We start from the raw sequence: 18961 nt of genomic DNA on the forward strand, positions 1-18961 counted from the left end.
GTTTCGGGAGGGTCCGGGCCCGTCCGGTTTTCTTGAGGAAGCTTTCCTTATGCAACCTGATGAAATCCTGGATTACCTTATTCCAGGGATCATGCTCGGTGCGCTGTACGCGGTCATCGCCATCGGCTATACCCTCGTCTATGGTGTGCTACAGCTCATCAACTTCGCACACAGCGAAGTCTTCATGGTGGGCGCCTATTCGGCCCTGCTCGCCTTGACCTGGATCGACCCGAGCACCAACCCGACGGCACTGGTGTCGGTCTTGTTGGTCGCGGCGGGGCTGGCCGTTTCCGGTACCGCCGGAGCGGCCACGGCCTTCGCTTTGGAAAAAGTCGCATACAGACCGCTCAGACGCAGGAACGCGCCACGTTTGGCGTTCCTGATCAGCGCGATCGGGGCCTCCTACTTCCTGCAGAACCTGGCGGGGAAGTTGTTCGGCCGCGACTCGCGCGCACTGCCGACGCTGTTCGAGAACAAGAAGGTCTTCTCGGTCTTCGGCACCCAGGTGACCATCCTGCAGCTGCTCATCGTGTGTGCGGCCGTGCTGATGATGGTCGGCCTGGACTACCTGGTGAACCGCACCAAGCTGGGCTCGGGTATCCGGGCGGTGGCGCAGGACGCCGAGACGGCGGGCCTGATGGGCGTGGACATCGACAAGGTGATCTCGCGTACGTTCATCATCGGCGGCTTCATGGGTGGCATCGCCGGCTTCCTGTTCGGCCTGCACCTGCAACTGTCGTTCACGATGGGCTTCCTGCCGGGCATCACCGCGTTCGCCGCGGCGGTCGTCGGCGGGGTCGGCAACATCCGCGGCGCGATGATGGGCGGCATGCTGCTCGGCATCGTGGAGAGCTTCTCCTCGCCGATCTTCGGTGAGTCGTGGCGGTACGTCAGCGCCTTCGCGGTGTTGGTCCTGGTGCTGATGTTCCGGCCGACCGGCATCCTGGGCGAGCGCTTGGGGAGGTCGGCGTGACCACGACCACGACGGATTTCGCGCCCACCGCGGCCACGCTGGCCAAGCTGCGGCGCAAGCGCTGGTACCAGCACCCGATGTACGGCCGACTGGTGGGCACCGTCGCCGCGGCCGTACTGCTGGACGTGATGAGCGGTCCGCAGGGCAGCCGCGAGGACGTGTTCTTCTCGCTGGACAAGAGCCTCGGCTCGATGCGCGTGGTCTGGTGGATCCTCGGCGCGGTCGCGCTGTGGGCGGTGATGGAGTTCGGCAAGCCGCTCTATCAGCGTTTCCTGGGGCCGAAGGTGGGCCCGCTGGACCGGTTCACCACACCCGTCACCGAGCCGGTCAAGGCGGTGACGGCGCAGGCCAGGGCGAAGACGGCGGATCTGCGCCGGATCGTCTGGGTGCGGCTCGGCTTCTCGGCGGTGGTGATCGGCCTGCTGATCCTGCTGCCGAACCTGCTGTCCACCTTCTGGAACCAGGTCCTGGTCAACGAGGTGGCGATCTACGTCCTGCTCGCGATCGGGCTGAACGTGGTGATCGGCTGGGCGGGTCTGCTCGACCTGGGCTTCATCGCGTTCTTCGCGATCGGCGCGTACAGCACGGCGTACTGGACCGGCGCGATGCCGGTGGATCCGCCGTTCAAGCTGAACGCGTTCCTGGTGATCCCGGTGGCGGTGGCCACGTGTCTGCTGGCCGGGCTGCTGCTCGGCGCGCCGACGCTGCGGTTGCGCGGTGACTATCTGGCGATCGTCACGCTCGGCTTCCACGAGATCATCTACCTGATCGCCAAGAACGCGGACGGGTTCACCAACGGCCCGCGCGGTGTCCAGGGCATCTCGAACTTCGGGATCCACATCGGTCCGATCGACTACGACTGGGAACTGGATCCGGTGCCCTACTGGTACCTGCTGATCGGTATCGCCACGATCCTGATCATCGCGTTCCTGCGGCTGGAGCACTCCCGGGTGGGTCGGGCCTGGACGGCGATCCGCGAGGACGAGGTGGCCGCGTCGGCCACCGGCGTGCCGACGGTGAAGTTCAAGCTGATGGCGTTCGCGATCGGCGCGTCGACGTCCGGCATCGCCGGGGTGGCGTACGCGAGCAAGGCGCGCTTCATCAGCCCGGAGAGCTTCCTGCTGCTGTTCTCGGTCCTGGTGGTCGCGTACGTGATCTTCGGCGGCATGGGTTCGCTGTGGGGCGTGATCATCGGTACCGCGTTCCTGGCCTGGCTGCCGCAGTACATGAAGGACTGGGTCGATCCGAACGACCGCTTCATGTACCTGGGCGCGCTGCTGATCATCATGATGATCTACCGCCCGCAGGGTCTGATCCCGTCGGTGCGGCGCAAGCGTGAGTTGAGCATGGCCAAGGCGGGTCTCGGCGACGCGGACGCGATGTCGGAGCCGGCCGGCGGGAGGATGACGTGAGCATCACCACGACGAAGGCGGACGACCGGCCGCGGGTGGATCCGGGCGACCAGGTGATGCGGGTGCGCGGCGTGACGCTGCGCTTCGGCGGCCTGGTGGGCCTGTCCGATGTGGCGTTGGACCTGCACCGGGGCGAGATCCTGGCGGTGATCGGGCCGAACGGCGCGGGCAAGACGTCGCTGTTCAACTCGCTCACCGGGATGTACGTCCCGCAGGAGGGCACGATCGTGCTGCGCGACCGGTCGGGCGGCGAACACTCGCTGCTCGGTCGCAAGCCGCATCTGGTCAACCGGCTCGGGGTCGCCCGCACCTTCCAGAACATTCGCCTGTTCGGCGCGTTGACCGCGTTGGAGAACGTCAAGATCGCGGCGGAGACCCGACAGAAGTCGGGCCCGGTGTCGATCATGCTGGGGCTGCCGAACGCGCGCCGCGAGGATCGCGAGAGCGATCGGCGGGCGCTGGAGTTGTTGCACTTCGTCGGTCTGGACGGGCTGCTCAACGAGTTGGCCGCGTCGCTGTCCTACGGCCAGCAGCGCAGCCTGGAGATCGCCCGGGCGCTGGCCACCGATCCGCAGGTGTTGCTCCTGGACGAGCCGGCGGCGGGCACCAACCCGACCGAGAAGCTCGACCTGGAGGTGCTGATCCGGCGGATCAACCGCGAACTGGGCATCAGCGTGCTGCTGATCGAGCACGACATGCGTCTGGTGATGTCGGTGGCGGACCGGGTCACGGTGCTCAACTTCGGCAAGGTGATCGCCTCCGGCTCGCCCGCCGAGGTGCAGCGCGACCCGGAGGTCGTGGCCGCGTATCTGGGCGCGGAGATGGCCGCCGAGATGACCGGTGCGACGCAGGCCGAGGTCGGCGGGGTGCCCGAGGAAGGTTCGGTCCCCGCGCAGCGGGACGGGGAGGAGCAGCGATGAGCGCCGCCGACGCCGCGGGCGCGGACGCGGTCGGTGTGGCCGAGTCGGCCGCCGGCACCGCCGTACCGCCTCGGAAGAAGATGCTGGAGCTGGACGATCTGCACGTGTTCTACGGCGCCATCCAGGCGCTGAAGGGTGTGCACATCGAGGTGAACGAGGGCGAGATCGTGGCCCTGCTGGGTGCCAACGGGGCGGGCAAGACCACCACGTTGCGCACCATCTCGGGGTTGTTGACGCCGCGTGAGGGCGAGGTGCGCTGGCGCGGCGAGCGCATCGACGGGGTGCCGGCGCACCACGTGGTGGGGCTCGGCATCGGGCACTCTCCGGAGGGTCGTCGGGTGTTCCCGGCGATGACCGTCACGGAGAACCTGAACATGGGCGCCTATCGGTTCAAGTCGGTGCCCAAGGCCGAACTGGACCGGGTGTTCGAGCTGTTCCCGCGGCTGGCGGAGCGCCGTGAGCAGTTGGCGGGCACGCTGTCGGGTGGCGAGCAGCAGATGCTGGCGATCGGGCGCGCGTTGATGGGGCAGCCCAAGCTGCTGCTCCTGGACGAGCCGTCGATGGGTCTGGCGCCGCTGATCGTGGCGCAGATCTTCGAGATCATCCGGGAGATCAACGAGCAGGGCACCACGGTGTTGCTGGTCGAGCAGAACGCCGCGCAGGCGTTGCGGCTGGCGCACCGGGGTTATGCCCTGGAGACCGGGTCGGTGGTGTTGTCCGGGCCGGCCGATCGGTTGTTGTCGGATCCGAAGGTGCGCGAGGCGTATCTGGGCGAGGGCGCGTAGCGCGACGGCGTCCGCGCGGCGGAGGGGGTCGGCCCCTTCGCCGCGCGGCCCCGGCGCCGGTCGGCGGTGTCAGGGGCGCTTGATCAGGCAGCTGAGCCGCGCGGTGCAGATCCGCCGGTCGTGCTCGTCGGTGATCACGATCTCGTAGGTGGCCAGCGTGCGGCCCAGGTGTACGGGGGTGGCCACGCCGGTGATCACGCCGGAGTCGGCGGAGCGGTGGTGGGTGGCGTTGATCTCGATGCCCAGGGCCATGGCGTCGCGGCCGGCGTGCAGTGCGGAGCCCACCGAGCCGAGGGTTTCGGCGAGTACGCACGACGCGCCGCCGTGCAGCAGCCCGTAGGGCTGGGTGTTGCCCTTGACCGGCATGGTGGCGACCACACGTTGGGCGGATGCCTCGACGATTTCGATCCCCATGCGGTCGGCGAGGGTCTCCCGGCTGTCGAGGTTCATGGCGGCCAGGATCTCGTCGAGGCCGGCCGGGGTGCTCTCTTCGGGCATGGTGCGCTCCTGTCGGATACACGATGGTGTCGGCCTGACAGCCTAGGATCGCGGTCGTGGCAGCTACTCGGACCCCCCAGACCTCCGTTCCCGCCGGTTCCCGGCCGCGACTTCTGCTCCTCGACGGGCACTCGTTGGCGTACCGGGCCTTCTACGCGCTCAAGGAAGCGTCGATGAGTACCGCGACGGGTCAGCCGACCCAGGCGGTCTACGGGTTCACGTCGATGTTGGTGAACGTGTTGCGCGACGAGGCGCCGACCCATCTGGGCGTGGCGTTCGACGTGTCCCGGCAGTCGTTTCGCACCGAGGAGTTTCCCGACTACAAGGCGAACCGCTCGGAGACTCCGGAGGAGTTCAAGGGCCAGGTCGAGCTGATCGTCGAGGAGCTGACGGCGATGGGCGTGCCGACGATGCGCGTCGCCGGCTTCGAGGCCGACGACGTGATCGCCACGCTGGCCACCCGGGCCGCGGCCGAGGGTTTCGAGGTGCTGATCCTCACCGGCGACCGCGACGCTTTGCAGCTGGTCACGCCGGATGTGACGGTGCTGTATCCGATGATGGGCGTGAGCAAGCTGCACCGGTTCACGCCGGACGCGGTGGAGGAGAAGTACGGGCTGACCCCCGCGCAGTATCCGGACTTCGCGGCGCTGCGCGGCGACCCGAGCGACAACCTGCCGGGCATCCCGAAGGTGGGCGAGAAGACCGCGGCGAAGTGGATTCGCGAGTTCGGCTCGTTCGCGGAGCTGGTGGCGCGCGCCGACGAGGTCAAGGGTCAGGCCGGGCAGAACCTGCGCGACAACCTGGACAACGTGCAGCTGAACCGGCGGTTGACGGAGCTCGTGCGCGACGTCGAGCTGGACGTGACGCCGACGGATCTGGAGCGCAAGCCGTTCGACCGGGAGGCGGTCGAGGTGGTGCTCGACGCGCTGGAGTTCCGCAACGCGGGCTTCCGGGAGCGGCTGTGGGCGGTGGATCCCGGCGCGGTGGTCGCGGTCGCGGAGCCCGAGCCGGGCTTCGAGATGGACACCACGGTGGTCGCGCCGGGCGCGCTGGCCGAGTGGTTGGCCGAGCATGCCGCGGGTGCGGAGCGCACCGGGCTCGCGGTGGACGGCTCGTGGGGGCGCGGTACGGGTGAGGTCAAGGGGCTGGCGTTCGCCGCGGCCGACGGCTCGGCGGCGTTCGTGGATCCGCTGACGATGGACGCGGGCGACGACGCGGCGCTGGCGGCGTGGCTGGCGGATCCGCGGCGGACCAAGGCGGTGCACGACGCGAAGGGGCCGATCCTGGCGCTGGCCGCGCGCGGGTGGGCGCTGTGGGGGATCACCAGCGATACCGCGCTGGGTGCCTACCTGGTGCTGCCGGGGCAGCGCTCGTTCGCCCTCGAGGGCCTGGTGGAGCGGTTCCTGGGGCGCGAGTTGCGGGTGGACGCGGGCGGTTCGGGCGACGGGCAGTTGGCGCTCGACATGTCCGACGAGGCCGACGCGGAGCCGGGCGCGGCGCTGATGCTGGCCGCGCGGGCGGTGGTGGACCTGGCGGCGGCGCTGGATACCGAGCTGGCCGCCAAGGGCGGGTTGGAGCTGCTGCGCGACATGGAGTTGCCGCTGCTGCCGGTGCTCGCGCACATGGAGCAGATGGGCATCGCGGCCGACCTGCCCTATCTGGAGCGGCTGCGGGAGCAGTTCGCGGCGGCGGTCAAGCAGGCCACCGAGGAGGCGCACGCCGCGGTGGGGCACGAGTTCAACCTGGGCTCGCCCAAGCAGTTGCAGGAGATCCTGTTCACCGAGCTGGGCCTGCCCAAGACGAAGAAGATCAAGACCGGGTTCACCACCGACGCCGACGCGCTGACCTGGCTGGCGACGCAGACCGACAACGAGTTGCCGGTGATCCTGCTGCGTCACCGGGACCAGACCCGGCTGCGTACCACGGTCGAGGGTCTGATCAAGACGGTCGCCGACGACGCGCGCATCCACACCACGTTCAACCAGACCGTGGCGGCCACGGGCCGGTTGTCCTCGCAGGACCCGAACCTGCAGAACATCCCGATCCGGACCGAGGAGGGGCGGCTGATCCGGCGCGCGTTCGTGGTCGGCGAGGGTTTCGAGGGGCTGCTCACCGCCGACTACAGCCAGATCGAACTGCGGATCATGGCCCACCTGTCGCAGGACACGGCGCTGATCGAGGCGTTCACGTCGGGCGAGGACCTGCACTCGACGATGGCCGCGCAGGTCTTCTCGGTGGCGCCGGAGGCGGTGGACCACGGGCTGCGCAGCAAGATCAAGGCGATGTCCTACGGATTGGCGTACGGACTCTCCGCGTTCGGCCTGTCCCAGCAGTTGGACATCGAGCCGGCCGAGGCGCGCGGGCTGATGGAGACCTACTTCGAGCGGTTCGGCGGGGTGCGCGACTACCTGCACAAGGTGGTCGAGGAGGCCCGGCAGACCGGCTACACGGAGACCGTGTTCGGCCGGCGGCGCTATCTGCCGGATCTGACCAGCGACAACCGGCAGCGCCGCGAGATGGCCGAGCGCATGGCGCTGAACGCGCCGATCCAGGGTTCGGCGGCGGACATCGTCAAGGTCGCGATGCTCGCGGTGGATCGGGCCATGCGGGAGGAGAAGCTGGCCTCGCGGATACTGCTCCAGGTCCACGACGAACTGGTCCTGGAGGTGGCGCCCGGCGAGCGGGAGCGGTTGGAGACGCTGGTGCGTCGGGAGATGGCCGGCGCGTATCCGCTGCGTGCGCCGCTGGACGTCTCGGTCGGTTTCGGGGCGAACTGGGAGGACGCCGGTCACTGATCCGGAACGAGTGCGCCGTGGGGGTGGAGAGCCGGCCGAAGCCGGCATAGGTTCGCACGGGCACCGGTGGTCGCCGACGACCGGTGCACCGTCGAACTCGCGCACAGAGGGGGGAGCTTCGTGGAAGAGGCCGAATCGGGGCCCGATCCGCGGAAGCCGGGCGAATCGGAGGGGGACGCCGGCGAGGTGTCGGCGGAGCGGATATCCGCCGCCGCGCCCGCGGCCGAATCCGAGGGCATGCCCGGACCCGAGACGTCGCCGACGTCCGGCGCGCCGGAGGAGCCGGCCAAGCGCAGACGGATCCTGAATCCGTGGCTGGGCAGCGCGGCGGCGATCCTGGTCGTGCTGGCGTGCGGCGCGGCGGTGCAGTCCCCGTTCACCATGGTCACCGCGCACCGGGTGCCCACCTCCGATCTGCCGCGCCTGTCGGACGCGGCGCCGGTCGGCGGCGCCTCGGTCAACGGCGGCGGGCCCGCGCACTTCGAGTTGCCGCCGCCGGTGGTGCCGGCCGCGCTGCCGGGGGCCGCGACCACCGCGCCGCCGGCGACCACGGCCGCCCCGGGCGCGACGTCCTCGGCCGGGCCGCGGGGCACCACCGCGACCGGGACCGGCGGGATACCCCAGACGGTGCTGCTCGCGTATCAGCAGGCGGCGTCGAACCTGGCCCGGATGGATCCCGGCTGCAAGTTGCCGTGGACGCTGCTCGCGGGCATCGGCCGGGTGGAGTCGGAGCACGCGTACGGCGGGAACGTGACCGTGGACGGCACGTCGGTGACCCCGATCCTGGGTCCGCGCCTGGACGGCGGGCAGTTCGCCCGGATCACCGACACCGACGGCGGACGCTACGACTTCGACACCGAGTTCGACCGCGCCGTGGGGCCGATGCAGTTCATCCCGTCCACCTGGAAGGGCTGGGCGATGGACGGCAACCGGGACGGCGTGGCCAACCCGCAGAACATCTTCGACGCGACGCTCACCGCGGGGCGCTACCTGTGCGCGGGCAACCGGGACCTGTCCACCGGGGCCGGGCTGAACGCGGCCATCCTCAGCTACAACCACTCCGACGAGTACCTGCGCACGGTCACCTCGTGGATGACCTACTACGCGACCGGCGCGCGTTCGGTGCCCGACGCGCGGCAGCCGGTCAAGCCGACCACCAAGGCGCCGACCACGAAGCCCCCCGCCACCAAGCCGGCGAACCCGCCGGCGACGGGCGATCCGTCGAAGAGCGCGACGGCGAGCGCGTCGGGGTCGGTGGCGCCGCCGGTCTCGTCGAGCGCGTCGGGCGCGCCGGAGCAGTCCTCCTCGGCGGCCGCGTCGGCCGACGCCCCGACGGCGGGCGGCCGGTAGCCGGCCCGACCCGAGCGGCACCCGAGCAGAATCCGATCCGCAAAAAACGGGAACCTGTTCTCGTTTCTTGCTACCGTGCCCCATCGCCGACCGTCGCGGCGTCGGCCGGGGCAGCAGGAAAGGTGGGACCGCCGAATGCGTTCCTTCGCAGCGGTCGTGGCCGGGGCCCTCCTCGCGGTCGGGGCCGCGTTCGTGCTGAACGCGTGCGCCGCCGCGGATCCCGGGCCCGTGCACAAGCCGCTCCAGGTCACGAGCCCGCCCGCGCGTCCCTGACCGCGCCGGCGCGAATCCGTACCCGGTTCCATCGTCAAGGGGTCCACCTCGATGCGTCGTAAGTCCGGTCTGATCCTCCTGGTCGCGGCCGTGTTCTGCGTGGCCCTGGCGCCGCTGTTGCGCGAGTTCGTCCTCCCGAGACTGGTGGCCAAGGCGCTCGCGGGCGAGGACGCCTACCGGGTGGTGGTCCTGGACGCGACGAACGCCACGCTGCTGGGCGCACCCGAGGGCCCGGGCAAGGCCAAGGTCACCGCGATCCAGACGATCCGGCCCAACGCCAAGGACAGCCACGGTTCGACCGTGGTGTGGGACCTGAACCTGGCCGTGGTGGACGGCACCGGCAAGGTGGTCACCCAACTGCCCGAGCGCTACGCGTTCGACGCGGCCGGCCAGATCCCGAAGAACTGCTGCGGCGAATCCGTCGACGGCGCCCCGGCCGCGCACACCGGCCTCGCCTACAAGTGGCCCTTCTTCACCGGCAAGCGCGACTACAACTACTACGACTCGCAGGCGCACAGCGCGAACGTGATCGCGTACAAGGGCACCGACCGGCGCGACGGCCTGCGGACGTACCGCTTCGAGCAGGTCGTGCCGTGGATGAAGATCCCGATGCCCAGGCAACTCCCGGGCGGCCTGGACCCGGTCGCGGTGGAGAAGGAGGGCATGCAGCTCTGGTACACCGCGACCCGGAAGATGTGGGTCGAGCCGGTCACCGGCATCCCGGTGTACGTCGAGGAGACCCGCACCGAGGAGTTGCGCACGTCCCCGCCGGCCGACGATCCCAACGCCAAGCCGGTGGTCACCAAGCTCTTCGACGGCACCTTCAAGCTCCGCCCGGAGTGGTCGGCCGCGCTCGTCGCGGACGCGAAGGACTGGAGCGGCAAGCTGCGCCTACTGCACGACACGGCGCCGTTGGCGTTGATCGTGGTGGGCGTCCTGCTCTTCCTGACGGCCGTCGTGCTGCAATACGTGGCGGACCGCAAGACGGCCGGGCCGCGCGCGCGCCCAACCCCCGAGCACCAGCCGACGAAGCCACCCGTGACGGCGTAACGCGCACACCCCTCCGGGGATTGGCGCACCCACCCACTCCACCCGTTGCGTGAGGTGCGGACCCCGCGGTCCCACGGACCCCCCGACGACCCACCCGCCCCCACAGCCATCCGACGCCCCACCCCCAAGGCGCGTCAGCGCCCACACCCTTGGCCACCCCCGCGATCGACGCGCGAAGCGCGGAGAGCGGCGGAGCCGCAGAACTTGGGTCGGGTGACCCGGAGCGAAGCGGAGGGACACCCGACCCCGAGCGAGGCACCGCTTTTCTGCGGAGGAGCGAAGCGGGGGAGCAGAAAAGCGGTGCCTCGCGAGCCGGCGCGAAGCGCCCAACAAGAAGCAGCGCCCACGCCGCGACCCCGCCCCGCCCCGCCCCCTCCCCCCACCCCCCTCACTCCCTCCCACACACGAAAATCGCCGTCCCCGGCAACAACCGCCCCCGAAGCGGGCTCCAGCCCCCCCACGTCGACTCCAGATCGTCGGGCCACTCCGGTTCGACGATGTCCAGGAGCCGGAAGCCGGCCCCGACCACCTCGCGCACCCGCTCACCGAGCGTGCGGTGTTGTTCGACGTAGGTCGCCCGGCCGGTGTGGTCCTGCTCGACGTAGGGGGTCGTGTCGAAGTACGAGGCGACCGCGGTCAGCCCCTCCGGCCCCGGCTCGTCCGGGAACGCCCAGCGGATCGGGTGGGTGATCGAGAAGACCCACCGCCCGCCCGGTCGCAGCACCCGGGACACCTCGCGCATGATCCCCGCCCCGTCCGGGCTGAACGGCAGCGCGCCGTACGCGGAGAACGCCAGGTCGAAGCTCGCGTCGGCGAACGGCAGCCGGCCCGCGTCGGCCTGCACCACCGGTACCCGGGTGCCGTGCTCGGCGTCCAGTCGGCGCGAGTGCTGGAGCTGGCGCAGCGACAGGTCGAGCGCGATCGGGAACGCGCCGCGCGCGAGCAGCCGCCGCGAACACTGCGCCGCGCCCGCGCCCACCTCGAGCACGGTGCGCCCCTCCACCGGGCCGAGCAGCTTCACCCGGTCCTCGTCCAGTCCCTCCGGGCACCACGTGAAGCGCGCGTCGCCGAGGAAGTCGCCGTGCTCGACCTGGTACTCGTCGGCGTTCGCGTCCCACCACCGGCGGCCCGCGCGCACACTCTCGACGAGGCCGACCCTGCGGCGCACCGCGTCGTCGTCGCCGTCGTCCGCGTCCTCGGGGTCGGCGTAGCGCGCCACCAGTGACGCGTGGGGGTCGTGGGACGTGGGCCGGTTCACTTGGCTCCCGGGTGCGGTGAAGCCGCGGTATCGCTGCGGGCGGGCACGGACGCGCGTAGGGTACTCCCTTCGGGACGTCCGGGTTGATCGCATGCATCCCGTGCGCGTTGACCACACCCGGTCGGCCCCGTATGCTGCAAGTTGCGCCGCGGGCCTGCGTGAACTCAGACGGAGCAGGTCGCGCTCACCTTTGTCGATCCCACGCCATCCTCTTGCATGGACTGCGGTCGTCGGGGGCGAAACCGGGTCCACAAGCGTGTTTGAAAACGACTTCTGTCCGTACCCGGAGCCCTTACCCACATGACGAGCAGCACCGAGGCCACGCCCAGCACCACCCCGCAGGTGGCGGTCAACGACATCGGCTCCGAGGAAGACTTCCTCGCAGCGATCGATGAGACGATCAAGTACTTCAACGACGGCGACATCGTGGATGGCGTGATCGTCAAGGTCGACCGGGACGAGGTCCTGCTCGACATCGGTTACAAGACCGAAGGCGTCATCCCGTCCCGCGAGCTTTCCATCAAGCACGACGTGGACCCCCACGAGGTCGTCACTGTCGGTGACCACATCGAGGCCTTGGTTCTCCAGAAGGAGGACAAGGAAGGCCGCCTGATCCTCTCGAAGAAGCGGGCGCAGTACGAGCGCGCCTGGGGCACGATCGAGAAGATCAAGGAAGAGGACGGCATCGTCACCGGTACCGTCATCGAGGTCGTCAAGGGTGGTCTCATCCTGGACATCGGCCTCCGCGGCTTCCTCCCGGCCTCGCTGGTCGAGATGCGTCGTGTGCGGGACCTCCAGCCGTACGTGGGCAAGGAGCTCGAAGCCAAGATCATCGAGCTGGACAAGAACCGCAACAACGTGGTCCTGTCCCGCCGTGCCTGGCTCGAGCAGACCCAGTCCGAGGTGCGCCAGACGTTCCTCACGACCCTGCAGAAGGGTCAGGTCCGCACGGGTGTCGTCTCCTCGATCGTCAACTTCGGTGCGTTCGTGGACCTCGGCGGCGTCGACGGCCTGGTGCACGTCTCCGAGCTGTCCTGGAAGCACATCGACCACCCGTCCGAGGTTGTCGAGGTCGGCCAGGAAGTCACCGTCGAGGTCCTCGACGTCGACATGGACCGCGAGCGTGTCTCCCTGTCGCTGAAGGCGACCCAGGAAGACCCGTGGCAGCAGTTCGCCCGGACCCACCAGATCGGCCAGGTCGTTCCCGGCAAGGTCACCAAGCTCGTTCCGTTCGGTGCGTTCGTCCGCGTGGACGAGGGCATCGAGGGCCTGGTGCACATCTCCGAGCTGGCCGAGCGCCACGTGGAGATCCCGGAGCAGGTCGTCCAGGTCGGCGACGAGATCTTCGTCAAGGTCATCGACATCGACCTCGAGCGTCGCCGCATCAGCCTCTCGCTGAAGCAGGCCAACGAGGCGTTCGGCGCGGACCCGGCCACGGCCGAGTTCGACCCGACCCTCTACGGCATGGCCGCGACCTACGACGACGCGGGCAACTACATCTACCCGGACGGCTTCGACCCCGAGACCAACGACTGGCTCGAGGGCTTCGACAAGCAGCGCGAGGAGTGGGAGAAGCAGTACGCCGACGCCCAGGCGCGCTTCGAGTCGCACCAGCAGCAGGTCGTCAAGGCCCGCGAGGCCGAGGCGGAGGCCGTGGCCGGCGAGGCCGCGGGCGCCTACTCCTCGGGCGGTGACGACGAGGTCGAGGCCGACACCACCGGCGGCGCTCTCGCGTCCGACGAGGCGCTGGCCGCGCTGCGCGAGAAGCTGGCCGGCGGCCAGAGCTGAGCTCGCGCGGACGACGCCTGAGGTGAACCTCGGGTAGCCGGACGTATCGCGAGGCCCCATCTCCCTTCGGGGAGGTGGGGCCTTTCGATTTTCCGGGCGCGACGGCGTTTTCCGGTGCGGGGGCGCGAACGGCACTAGGGTCGGGATCGGTCACACGGCAGCCGGGGGAGGGTGCGGCGTGTACGTCTCGTCCACACGTGCGGATGCGCCGCTCGCGCGGCCCGGGTCGGGGCGCGGTGTGGTGGTCACCGGCAATGTGATCGCCCTCGGCATGGTCAGCCTGGTCACCGACATCTCCTCCGAGATGGTGACCGCGGTGATGCCGGTCTACCTGGTCACGGGCCTGGGCCTGACGATGCTTCAGTTCGGCTTCCTGGACGGCCTGTACTCCGGTGTCACGGTCTTCCTGCGGCTGATCGGCGGGCACCTCGCGGATCGGTTCGCCGCCCGCAAGCCGGTCGCGGTGGTCGGCTACGGGATGTCCGCCGCGGCCAAGCTCGGCCTGCCGCTGGTCGGCGCCTCGGTGCCGGGGATCGGCGCGGTGCTCGCCGCCGACCGGGCGGGCAAGGGGCTGCGTACGGCGCCGCGCGACGCGCTGATCTCGCTGTCCAGCACCCCCGAGGCGCAGGGGCGCGCGTTCGGTGTGCATCGTGCGCTCGACACCGTCGGGGCGTTCACCGGCCCGCTGGTGGCGTTCACCATCCTCGCGGCGGTGGGTACCGCCTACGACGCGGTGTTCGTGGTGAGCTTCTGCGTCGGCCTGGTGGCGGTGGCGATGCTGGTGCTGTTCGTGCGCGACCACCGGGATCCCCCGGAGCACCGGCCCGGATGGCGCGACGGGGCGCGGCTGTTGCGGGATCGGCCCTATCGCCGGTTGTGCGTGGTGGCGGCGGTGCTGGGGCTGGTCACGGTCAGCGACGCGTTCGTGTATCTGCTGCTCCAGCACCGGCTGGAGATCCGCCCGCACTGGTTCCCGCTGTTGCCGCTGGGTACCGCCGGGGTCTACCTGGTACTGGCGTTGCCGCTGGGGCGGCTGGCCGACCGGGTCGGGCGGCGCCGGGTGTTCCTGGCCGGGCACGGCGCGCTGCTGGCGGCGTATCTGTTCCTGGGCGGTCCGCTCGGCGGGGTGCCGCTGCTGCTCACGGTGCTCGCCCTGCACGGGGTGTTCTACGCGGCCACCGACGGCGTGTTGTCGGCCGCGGTGGGGGCGCGGTTGCCGGCGGCGGGTCGGGCGGGCGGGATGGCGGTGGTGCAGACCGGGCAGGCGGTGGGCCGGTTCGCCTCCTCGATGGTCTTCGGCGCGTTGTGGACCGCGTGGGGGCCGGAGACGGCGATCAGGGTGCTCGCGGTCGCCCTCGCGGTGGCCTTGTTCGGCTCCACCCTCGCCCTGGCGGGTCGCCGGGTGCGGGCGACGCGACCCACGGAGGTCCCCGATGTCCGTTGACATCGACTCCGACGCCGACGCGCCGGTGAAGCCGGTGGTCACCCGGCGGCGGGTACTGGTGTTCGCGCTGGTCCTGGTGCTGCTCGCGGGCATCGCGATCGGCTACACGGTGTACGCGGTGCGGCGCGAGGACGACCGGCTCTACGGCGGTGACGGCACGGCGCCGGGCGGGCCGCCGCTGAGCCTGGTCGGCGCGCCGCGACTGCTGTTCCGCAGCACCGAGTCGGGTCCGGGGTACGGCCGGCTGGCCACCGTCGCGGCGGCCGATCCGGGTGGGCCGCGCACGGTGGGCGAGCGCTCCTGCGACCGGGTCTACGCGGCCGGCGGCACCGCCGTGTGCCTGGCCACCGAGGGCGGCCTGACCAGGACCCCCGTGGCGCTGGTCCTGGACGCGAATCTGCGTCAGGTGCGTCGGGTCGAGTTGGCCGGCACGCCCAACCGGGCCCGGGTGTCGGCGTCGGGGCGGATGGCCTCGTGGACGGTGTTCGTCTACGGCGACTCGTACGCGTCCATGACCTTCTCCACGCGGACCTCGATCCTGGACACCCACACGGGCGAGTTGACCGCGAACCTGGAGGACTTCACCACCACCCGGGACGGCAAGGAACTCAAGTCGCCGGACCGCAACTTCTGGGGCGTCACCTTCACCGCCGACGACAACACCTTCTACGCCACCCTGTCGACCAACACCACCGGCCGCACCTACCTGGTCCGCGGGGACCTCTCGGCGCGCACCATGACGGTGCTGCGGGAGAACGTCGAGTGCCCGTCGTTGTCCCCCGACGGGACCCGACTGGTGTTCAAGAAGAAGGTCTCGCAGAGCACCCGCAACCCGTGGCGGCTGCATGTGCTCGACCTCGCCACCATGCGCGAGACACCGCTCGCGGAGACGCACAGCGTGGACGACCAGGCGATCTGGATCGACGACCGCACGGTGGGGTACGCGCTGCCCACCGGCTCCGGCGCGGCCGGCGATGTGTGGTCGGTGCCGGCCGACGGCGGCGGTGCGCCGGCCCGGCTCGTGGTCGGCGGATTCTCCCCGGCGCCGCTGCGCTGACCGCGCGCAAGGACGCACTTGTGCATCGGCCCGGCCTCGCGCAGGCTGCGGGTCTGCCACAGTTCCGTCACGAAATGCCGGTCGCGACCCGGCGGTGTCACCCGTTCGGCAGCGTGTGACCTGGAACGAAGCCGCAGGACGGGTGCCCGATGGCCGGCGCCCCCTTCGGGGCGACGGCGGACCGGCTCGGCGAAGAGCCCCCACGCGGTTCGCGTACCCTGACTCATTGGTGCCATGCGCCGGGCTCATATGGAAGTGGCCCGTGTGGCGGTCGGGACGACCGCCGAAAGCACGTAGCCCCCGGCTTCGGGGCAGGGTGCCCATTCGACGTGCAGTAGGAATTGGGGATATCGATGGCCTTTGGTGGAGCGTTCGCCACCGGGCAGGTAGTCAAGACCGTCGGCGCGTCAGACGTCGCCCTGTACCGCGGGGTGCGCGGGCGCACCGGGCACCCGGTCGTCCAGCGCACGAGCAAGGCGCTGTCCTTCGCCGGGGAGCACGCGGGTGTCTGGCTCGCCGCGGGTCTGGTCGGCGCCGCGGTGGACCGCGACCGTCGGCCCGAGTGGCTGCGCGCCACCGCGACCGTCGCCGGGGCGCACGTGGCCAGCATGGTGATCAAGCGTGTCGTGCGCCGTCCCCGACCGGCGATAGCGGGTCTGGAGCCGACGGTGCGCACCGCGGGCCGACACAGCTTCCCCTCCTCGCACTCGGTCTCCTCCGCTGCCGCGGCCGTGGCGTTCCACGGTCTGCTGCCCACGGCCGTCACCGGCACGGCAGCCGCCGCGACGTGTTTCTCGCGGCTCGTCGTGGGCGTCCACTATCCGTCCGACGTGGCCGCCGGCGCGACCATGGGTCTGGCCGCAGGTGGCTTGGGTCGAGCCTGGGCTCGCCGCGCAGAGCGTCCGAAGGGGATCTGAAGTCTTGAGTACATCCGAAGTCGAATCGTCGCTCGAGCCGGACGAGACCCTGGTCTCGGCCGGTCCGGCGGCCGGGGCGGCGACCGCCACGGTCACCGCCCCGGCCCCGGTCGAGGCGCCCGCGCCACCACGCGGCGGACTCGCCGGCGGCCTGCTGAAGCTGGCCCGACCCAAGCAGTGGGTCAAGAACGTGCTCGTGTTCGCCGCGCCGTTGGCGGCCGGACGACTGGACGAGGGCTACGTCCTGGGCCACAGCGCGATCATGTTCGTACTGTTCTGCCTGGCCGCCTCGGCGATCTACTACATCAACGACGCGTTCGACGTCGAAGCCGACCGCGAGCACCCCACCAAGCGCAACCGCCCGATCGCCTCCGGCGTGGTGCCGGTCAAGCTCGCCTGGACGCTCGGCCCGATCCTGGGCGTCGCCGCGGTCGTGCTCGGGGTGCTGCTGTGCAACCCGGGGACCGCGCTGGTCCTGGGCCTGTACGTGGTGCTCAACGTCGCGTACTGCTTCTCCTTCAAGCACGTGGTCGTGCTCGACCTGGCCATGGTCGCCTCCGGCTTCCTGTTCCGGGCGATGGCCGGCGGCACCGCGTCCGAACTGCCGCTGTCACGCTGGTTCCTGCTCACCGCGGGCTTCGGGTCGCTGTTCATGGTCGCGGGCAAGCGCTATTCGGAGATGGTCCTGATGGGCGAGGAGGCGGCCAAGACGCGCGCCTCGCTGGCCAACTACTCGATCACCTACCTGCGCTTCGTGTGGCAGATGGCGGTCTCGGTGACGCTGCTCACCTACTCGCTGTGGGCGTTCCAGATCCCCGAGGGCGATTCCACCCTGGCCTGGCACCAGTTGTCGCTGGTCCCGTTCGGCTTCGCCTTCCTGCGCTACGCGGTGTACGTGGACGCCGGAACCGCGGGGTCCCCCGAGGACGTTCTCCTCAAGGACAAGGTCCTCGTCGGCCTTGGCTTCGCCTGGCTTCTCACCTTTGTTCTGGGAGTGTTCCATGTCTGACGGCCCGTCGGCCGACGTACGCCCCACCGCTCGGCGGGTCCGGCTGAACGGATGGGGACGCACCGCCCCCACCTTCGCCGACGTCGTGCGGCCCACCACCCGCGAGCAGGTCGCGACCGCCCTCGGGCAGCGCACCTCGCGCGGGGTGATCGCCCGCGGCCTGGGTCGCTCCTACGGCGACCCCGCGCAGAACGGCGGCGGCACCGTCCTGGACATGACCGGCCTGGACCGGATCCTCGCGGTGGACCTGGAACGCGGTCTGGTCACCTGCGAGGCCGGGGTCAGCCTGGACCGGTTGATCGAACTGTTCGTCCCGTTCGGCTTCTTCGTCCCGGTCACCCCCGGCACCCGGCAGGTGACCGTGGGCGGCGCGATCGGCGCCGACGTGCACGGCAAGAACCACCACGCCGACGGCAGCTTCTGCAACCACGTGTCGTCCATCGACCTGCTCCTGGCCGACGGCACCGAGCGCACCGTCACCCCCGAGAGCGACCCGGAGCTGTTCTGGGCCACCGCCGGCGGCATGGGCCTGACCGGACTGGTGTTGTCCGCGACCATCCGCATGACGCCCATCGAGACCTCGCTCGCGTCGGTGGACACCGACCGGACGCGCAACCTCGACGAGGCCATGGCGTTGATGGCCGAGACGGACGAGAAGTACACGTACACCGTCGCCTGGCTCGACTGCCTGGCCAAGGGCGCCAACCTGGGCCGCTGCGTGCTCACCTGCGGCGAGTTCGCGGCGCTCGACGACCTGCCCGCCAAGAAGCGCCGGGACCCGCTGCGCTTTCGTACCGGCTCCCTGCTGACCGTGCCGGACCTGGTGCCGGGCCGGCTGCCGAACAAGCTCACCATGGGGCTGTTCAACGAGCTGTGGTACCGCAAGGCGCCCAAGCACAAGGTCGGTCAACTCCAGTCGATCACCGCGTTCTTCCACCCGCTCGACCTGGTCCAGGAGTGGAACCGGGTCTACGGGCGGACCGGCTTCCTCCAGTACCAGTTCGTGGTGCCGTTCGGCCGCGAGGACGGGCTGGTCAAGGCGGTCGAGACGATCAGCCGGCACGGCGCGCCCTCCTCGCTCACCGTGCTCAAGCGCTTCGGTCCGGGCAACGCGGGTTTCCTGTCCTTCCCCAAGCCGGGTTGGACGCTGACCCTCGACTTCCCGACCAACACCCCCGGCCTGGCCCGGCTGCTGCGCGAGCTCGACGAGATCGTGCTGACCAACGAGGGCCGGTTCTACCTCGCCAAGGACTCGCGGATGGACCCGGCCGACCTGGCCCGGATGTACCCGCGCCTTGAGCGGTTCCGCGAGGTGCGCGCCAAGGTCGACCCGGACGGGGTCTTCGTCTCCGACCAGGCGCGCCGGCTCGGGCTCTGAGCCGGCCCCTCCCCAGTCCTCTTCCGTCTGTTGTGAACCACGCCTTTGTGAAGG

Annotated in this window: 16 protein-coding genes; 14 read left to right on the top strand and 2 right to left on the bottom strand. The window is 70.4% G+C overall.

Annotated features, from left to right (window positions below; genetic code table 11):
- Positions 1–49 precede the first annotated feature (49 nt).
- The 4 genes from EMA17_RS35380 to EMA17_RS35395 all read left to right on the top strand — a co-directional run bounded on the left by EMA17_RS35380 (position 50) and on the right by EMA17_RS35395 (position 4090).
- Entirely contained in the window at positions 50–973 is a 924-nt protein-coding gene (locus tag EMA17_RS35380) for a branched-chain amino acid ABC transporter permease (RefSeq protein ID WP_170222317.1), read from the top strand.
- The gene (locus EMA17_RS35385) at positions 970–2385 is read left to right on the top strand and encodes a branched-chain amino acid ABC transporter permease (RefSeq protein ID WP_126641272.1); all 1416 of its coding nucleotides are present in this window, start codon (positions 970–972) and stop codon (positions 2383–2385) included. The genes EMA17_RS35380 and EMA17_RS35385 overlap by 4 nt, the downstream gene beginning before the upstream one ends.
- A complete protein-coding gene (locus tag EMA17_RS35390) occupies positions 2382–3305 on the top strand; it encodes an ABC transporter ATP-binding protein (RefSeq protein WP_126641273.1) in 924 nt (307 codons plus the stop codon). The genes EMA17_RS35385 and EMA17_RS35390 overlap by 4 nt, the downstream gene beginning before the upstream one ends.
- A gap of 80 nt (positions 3306–3385) precedes the next feature.
- Positions 3386–4090: an ABC transporter ATP-binding protein gene (locus EMA17_RS35395; protein WP_170222322.1), complete on the top strand. Its 705-nt coding sequence runs from the start codon at positions 3386–3388 to the stop codon at positions 4088–4090.
- A 69-nt stretch (positions 4091–4159) separates the two neighbouring features.
- Here the strand turns inward: EMA17_RS35395 and EMA17_RS35400 are convergent, their stop codons facing one another.
- Entirely contained in the window at positions 4160–4588 is a 429-nt protein-coding gene (locus EMA17_RS35400; protein ID WP_126641275.1) for a hotdog fold thioesterase, read from the bottom strand.
- 47 nt (positions 4589–4635) lie between these two features.
- Here EMA17_RS35400 and polA point away from each other — a divergent pair, with 47 nt between their 5' ends.
- The 4 genes from polA to pgfA all read left to right on the top strand — a co-directional run bounded on the left by polA (position 4636) and on the right by pgfA (position 10056).
- The gene (gene polA, locus EMA17_RS35405) at positions 4636–7383 is read left to right on the top strand and encodes a DNA polymerase I (protein ID WP_126641276.1); all 2748 of its coding nucleotides are present in this window, start codon (positions 4636–4638) and stop codon (positions 7381–7383) included.
- A 120-nt stretch (positions 7384–7503) separates the two neighbouring features.
- Entirely contained in the window at positions 7504–8733 is a 1230-nt protein-coding gene (locus EMA17_RS35410) for a lytic transglycosylase domain-containing protein (protein ID WP_126641277.1), read from the top strand.
- Positions 8734–8868: 135 nt separating this feature from the next.
- Complete coding sequence (locus EMA17_RS52115) at positions 8869–9006, top strand: hypothetical protein (protein ID WP_160161682.1); 138 nt, start codon at positions 8869–8871, stop codon at positions 9004–9006.
- A gap of 51 nt (positions 9007–9057) precedes the next feature.
- Positions 9058–10056, top strand: a complete 999-nt coding sequence (pgfA, locus tag EMA17_RS35415; RefSeq protein ID WP_126641278.1) for a cell envelope lipid trafficking protein PgfA — start codon at positions 9058–9060, stop codon at positions 10054–10056.
- A 388-nt stretch (positions 10057–10444) separates the two neighbouring features.
- On the opposite strand, the gene EMA17_RS35420 is transcribed toward pgfA, so the two are convergent.
- The gene (locus EMA17_RS35420) at positions 10445–11314 is read right to left on the bottom strand and encodes a class I SAM-dependent methyltransferase (protein WP_126641279.1); all 870 of its coding nucleotides are present in this window, start codon (positions 11312–11314) and stop codon (positions 10445–10447) included.
- Positions 11315–11614: 300 nt separating this feature from the next.
- Here EMA17_RS35420 and rpsA point away from each other — a divergent pair, with 300 nt between their 5' ends.
- The 6 genes from rpsA (at position 11615) to dprE1 (ending at position 18907) form a co-directional block, all read left to right on the top strand.
- The gene (gene rpsA, locus EMA17_RS35425; protein ID WP_078977653.1) at positions 11615–13102 is read left to right on the top strand and encodes a 30S ribosomal protein S1; all 1488 of its coding nucleotides are present in this window, start codon (positions 11615–11617) and stop codon (positions 13100–13102) included.
- Between the two features lie 178 nt (positions 13103–13280).
- Positions 13281–14546 carry an MFS transporter gene (locus EMA17_RS35430; RefSeq protein ID WP_126641280.1) on the top strand — a complete coding sequence of 422 codons (1266 nt, stop codon included), beginning with the start codon at positions 13281–13283 and terminating at the stop codon, positions 14544–14546.
- A complete protein-coding gene (locus EMA17_RS35435; RefSeq protein WP_170222318.1) occupies positions 14536–15603 on the top strand; it encodes a TolB-like translocation protein in 1068 nt (355 codons plus the stop codon). The genes EMA17_RS35430 and EMA17_RS35435 overlap by 11 nt, the downstream gene beginning before the upstream one ends.
- Positions 15604–15956: 353 nt before the next feature.
- Positions 15957–16520, top strand: coding sequence for a phosphatase PAP2 family protein (locus EMA17_RS35440; RefSeq protein ID WP_126641281.1), 564 nt, complete (start codon positions 15957–15959; stop codon positions 16518–16520).
- A 4-nt stretch (positions 16521–16524) separates the two neighbouring features.
- On the top strand, positions 16525–17529 hold the full coding sequence (locus EMA17_RS35445) for a decaprenyl-phosphate phosphoribosyltransferase (RefSeq protein WP_174861484.1): 1005 nt from the start codon (positions 16525–16527) through the stop codon (positions 17527–17529).
- A complete protein-coding gene (gene dprE1 / locus EMA17_RS35450) occupies positions 17522–18907 on the top strand; it encodes a decaprenylphosphoryl-beta-D-ribose oxidase (RefSeq protein ID WP_170222319.1) in 1386 nt (461 codons plus the stop codon). Before EMA17_RS35445 ends, dprE1 begins: the two co-directional genes overlap by 8 nt.
- Positions 18908–18961 lie beyond the last annotated feature (54 nt).

The organism is Embleya hyalina (assembly GCF_003967355.1).
Classification (GTDB): domain Bacteria; phylum Actinomycetota; class Actinomycetes; order Streptomycetales; family Streptomycetaceae; genus Embleya; species Embleya hyalina.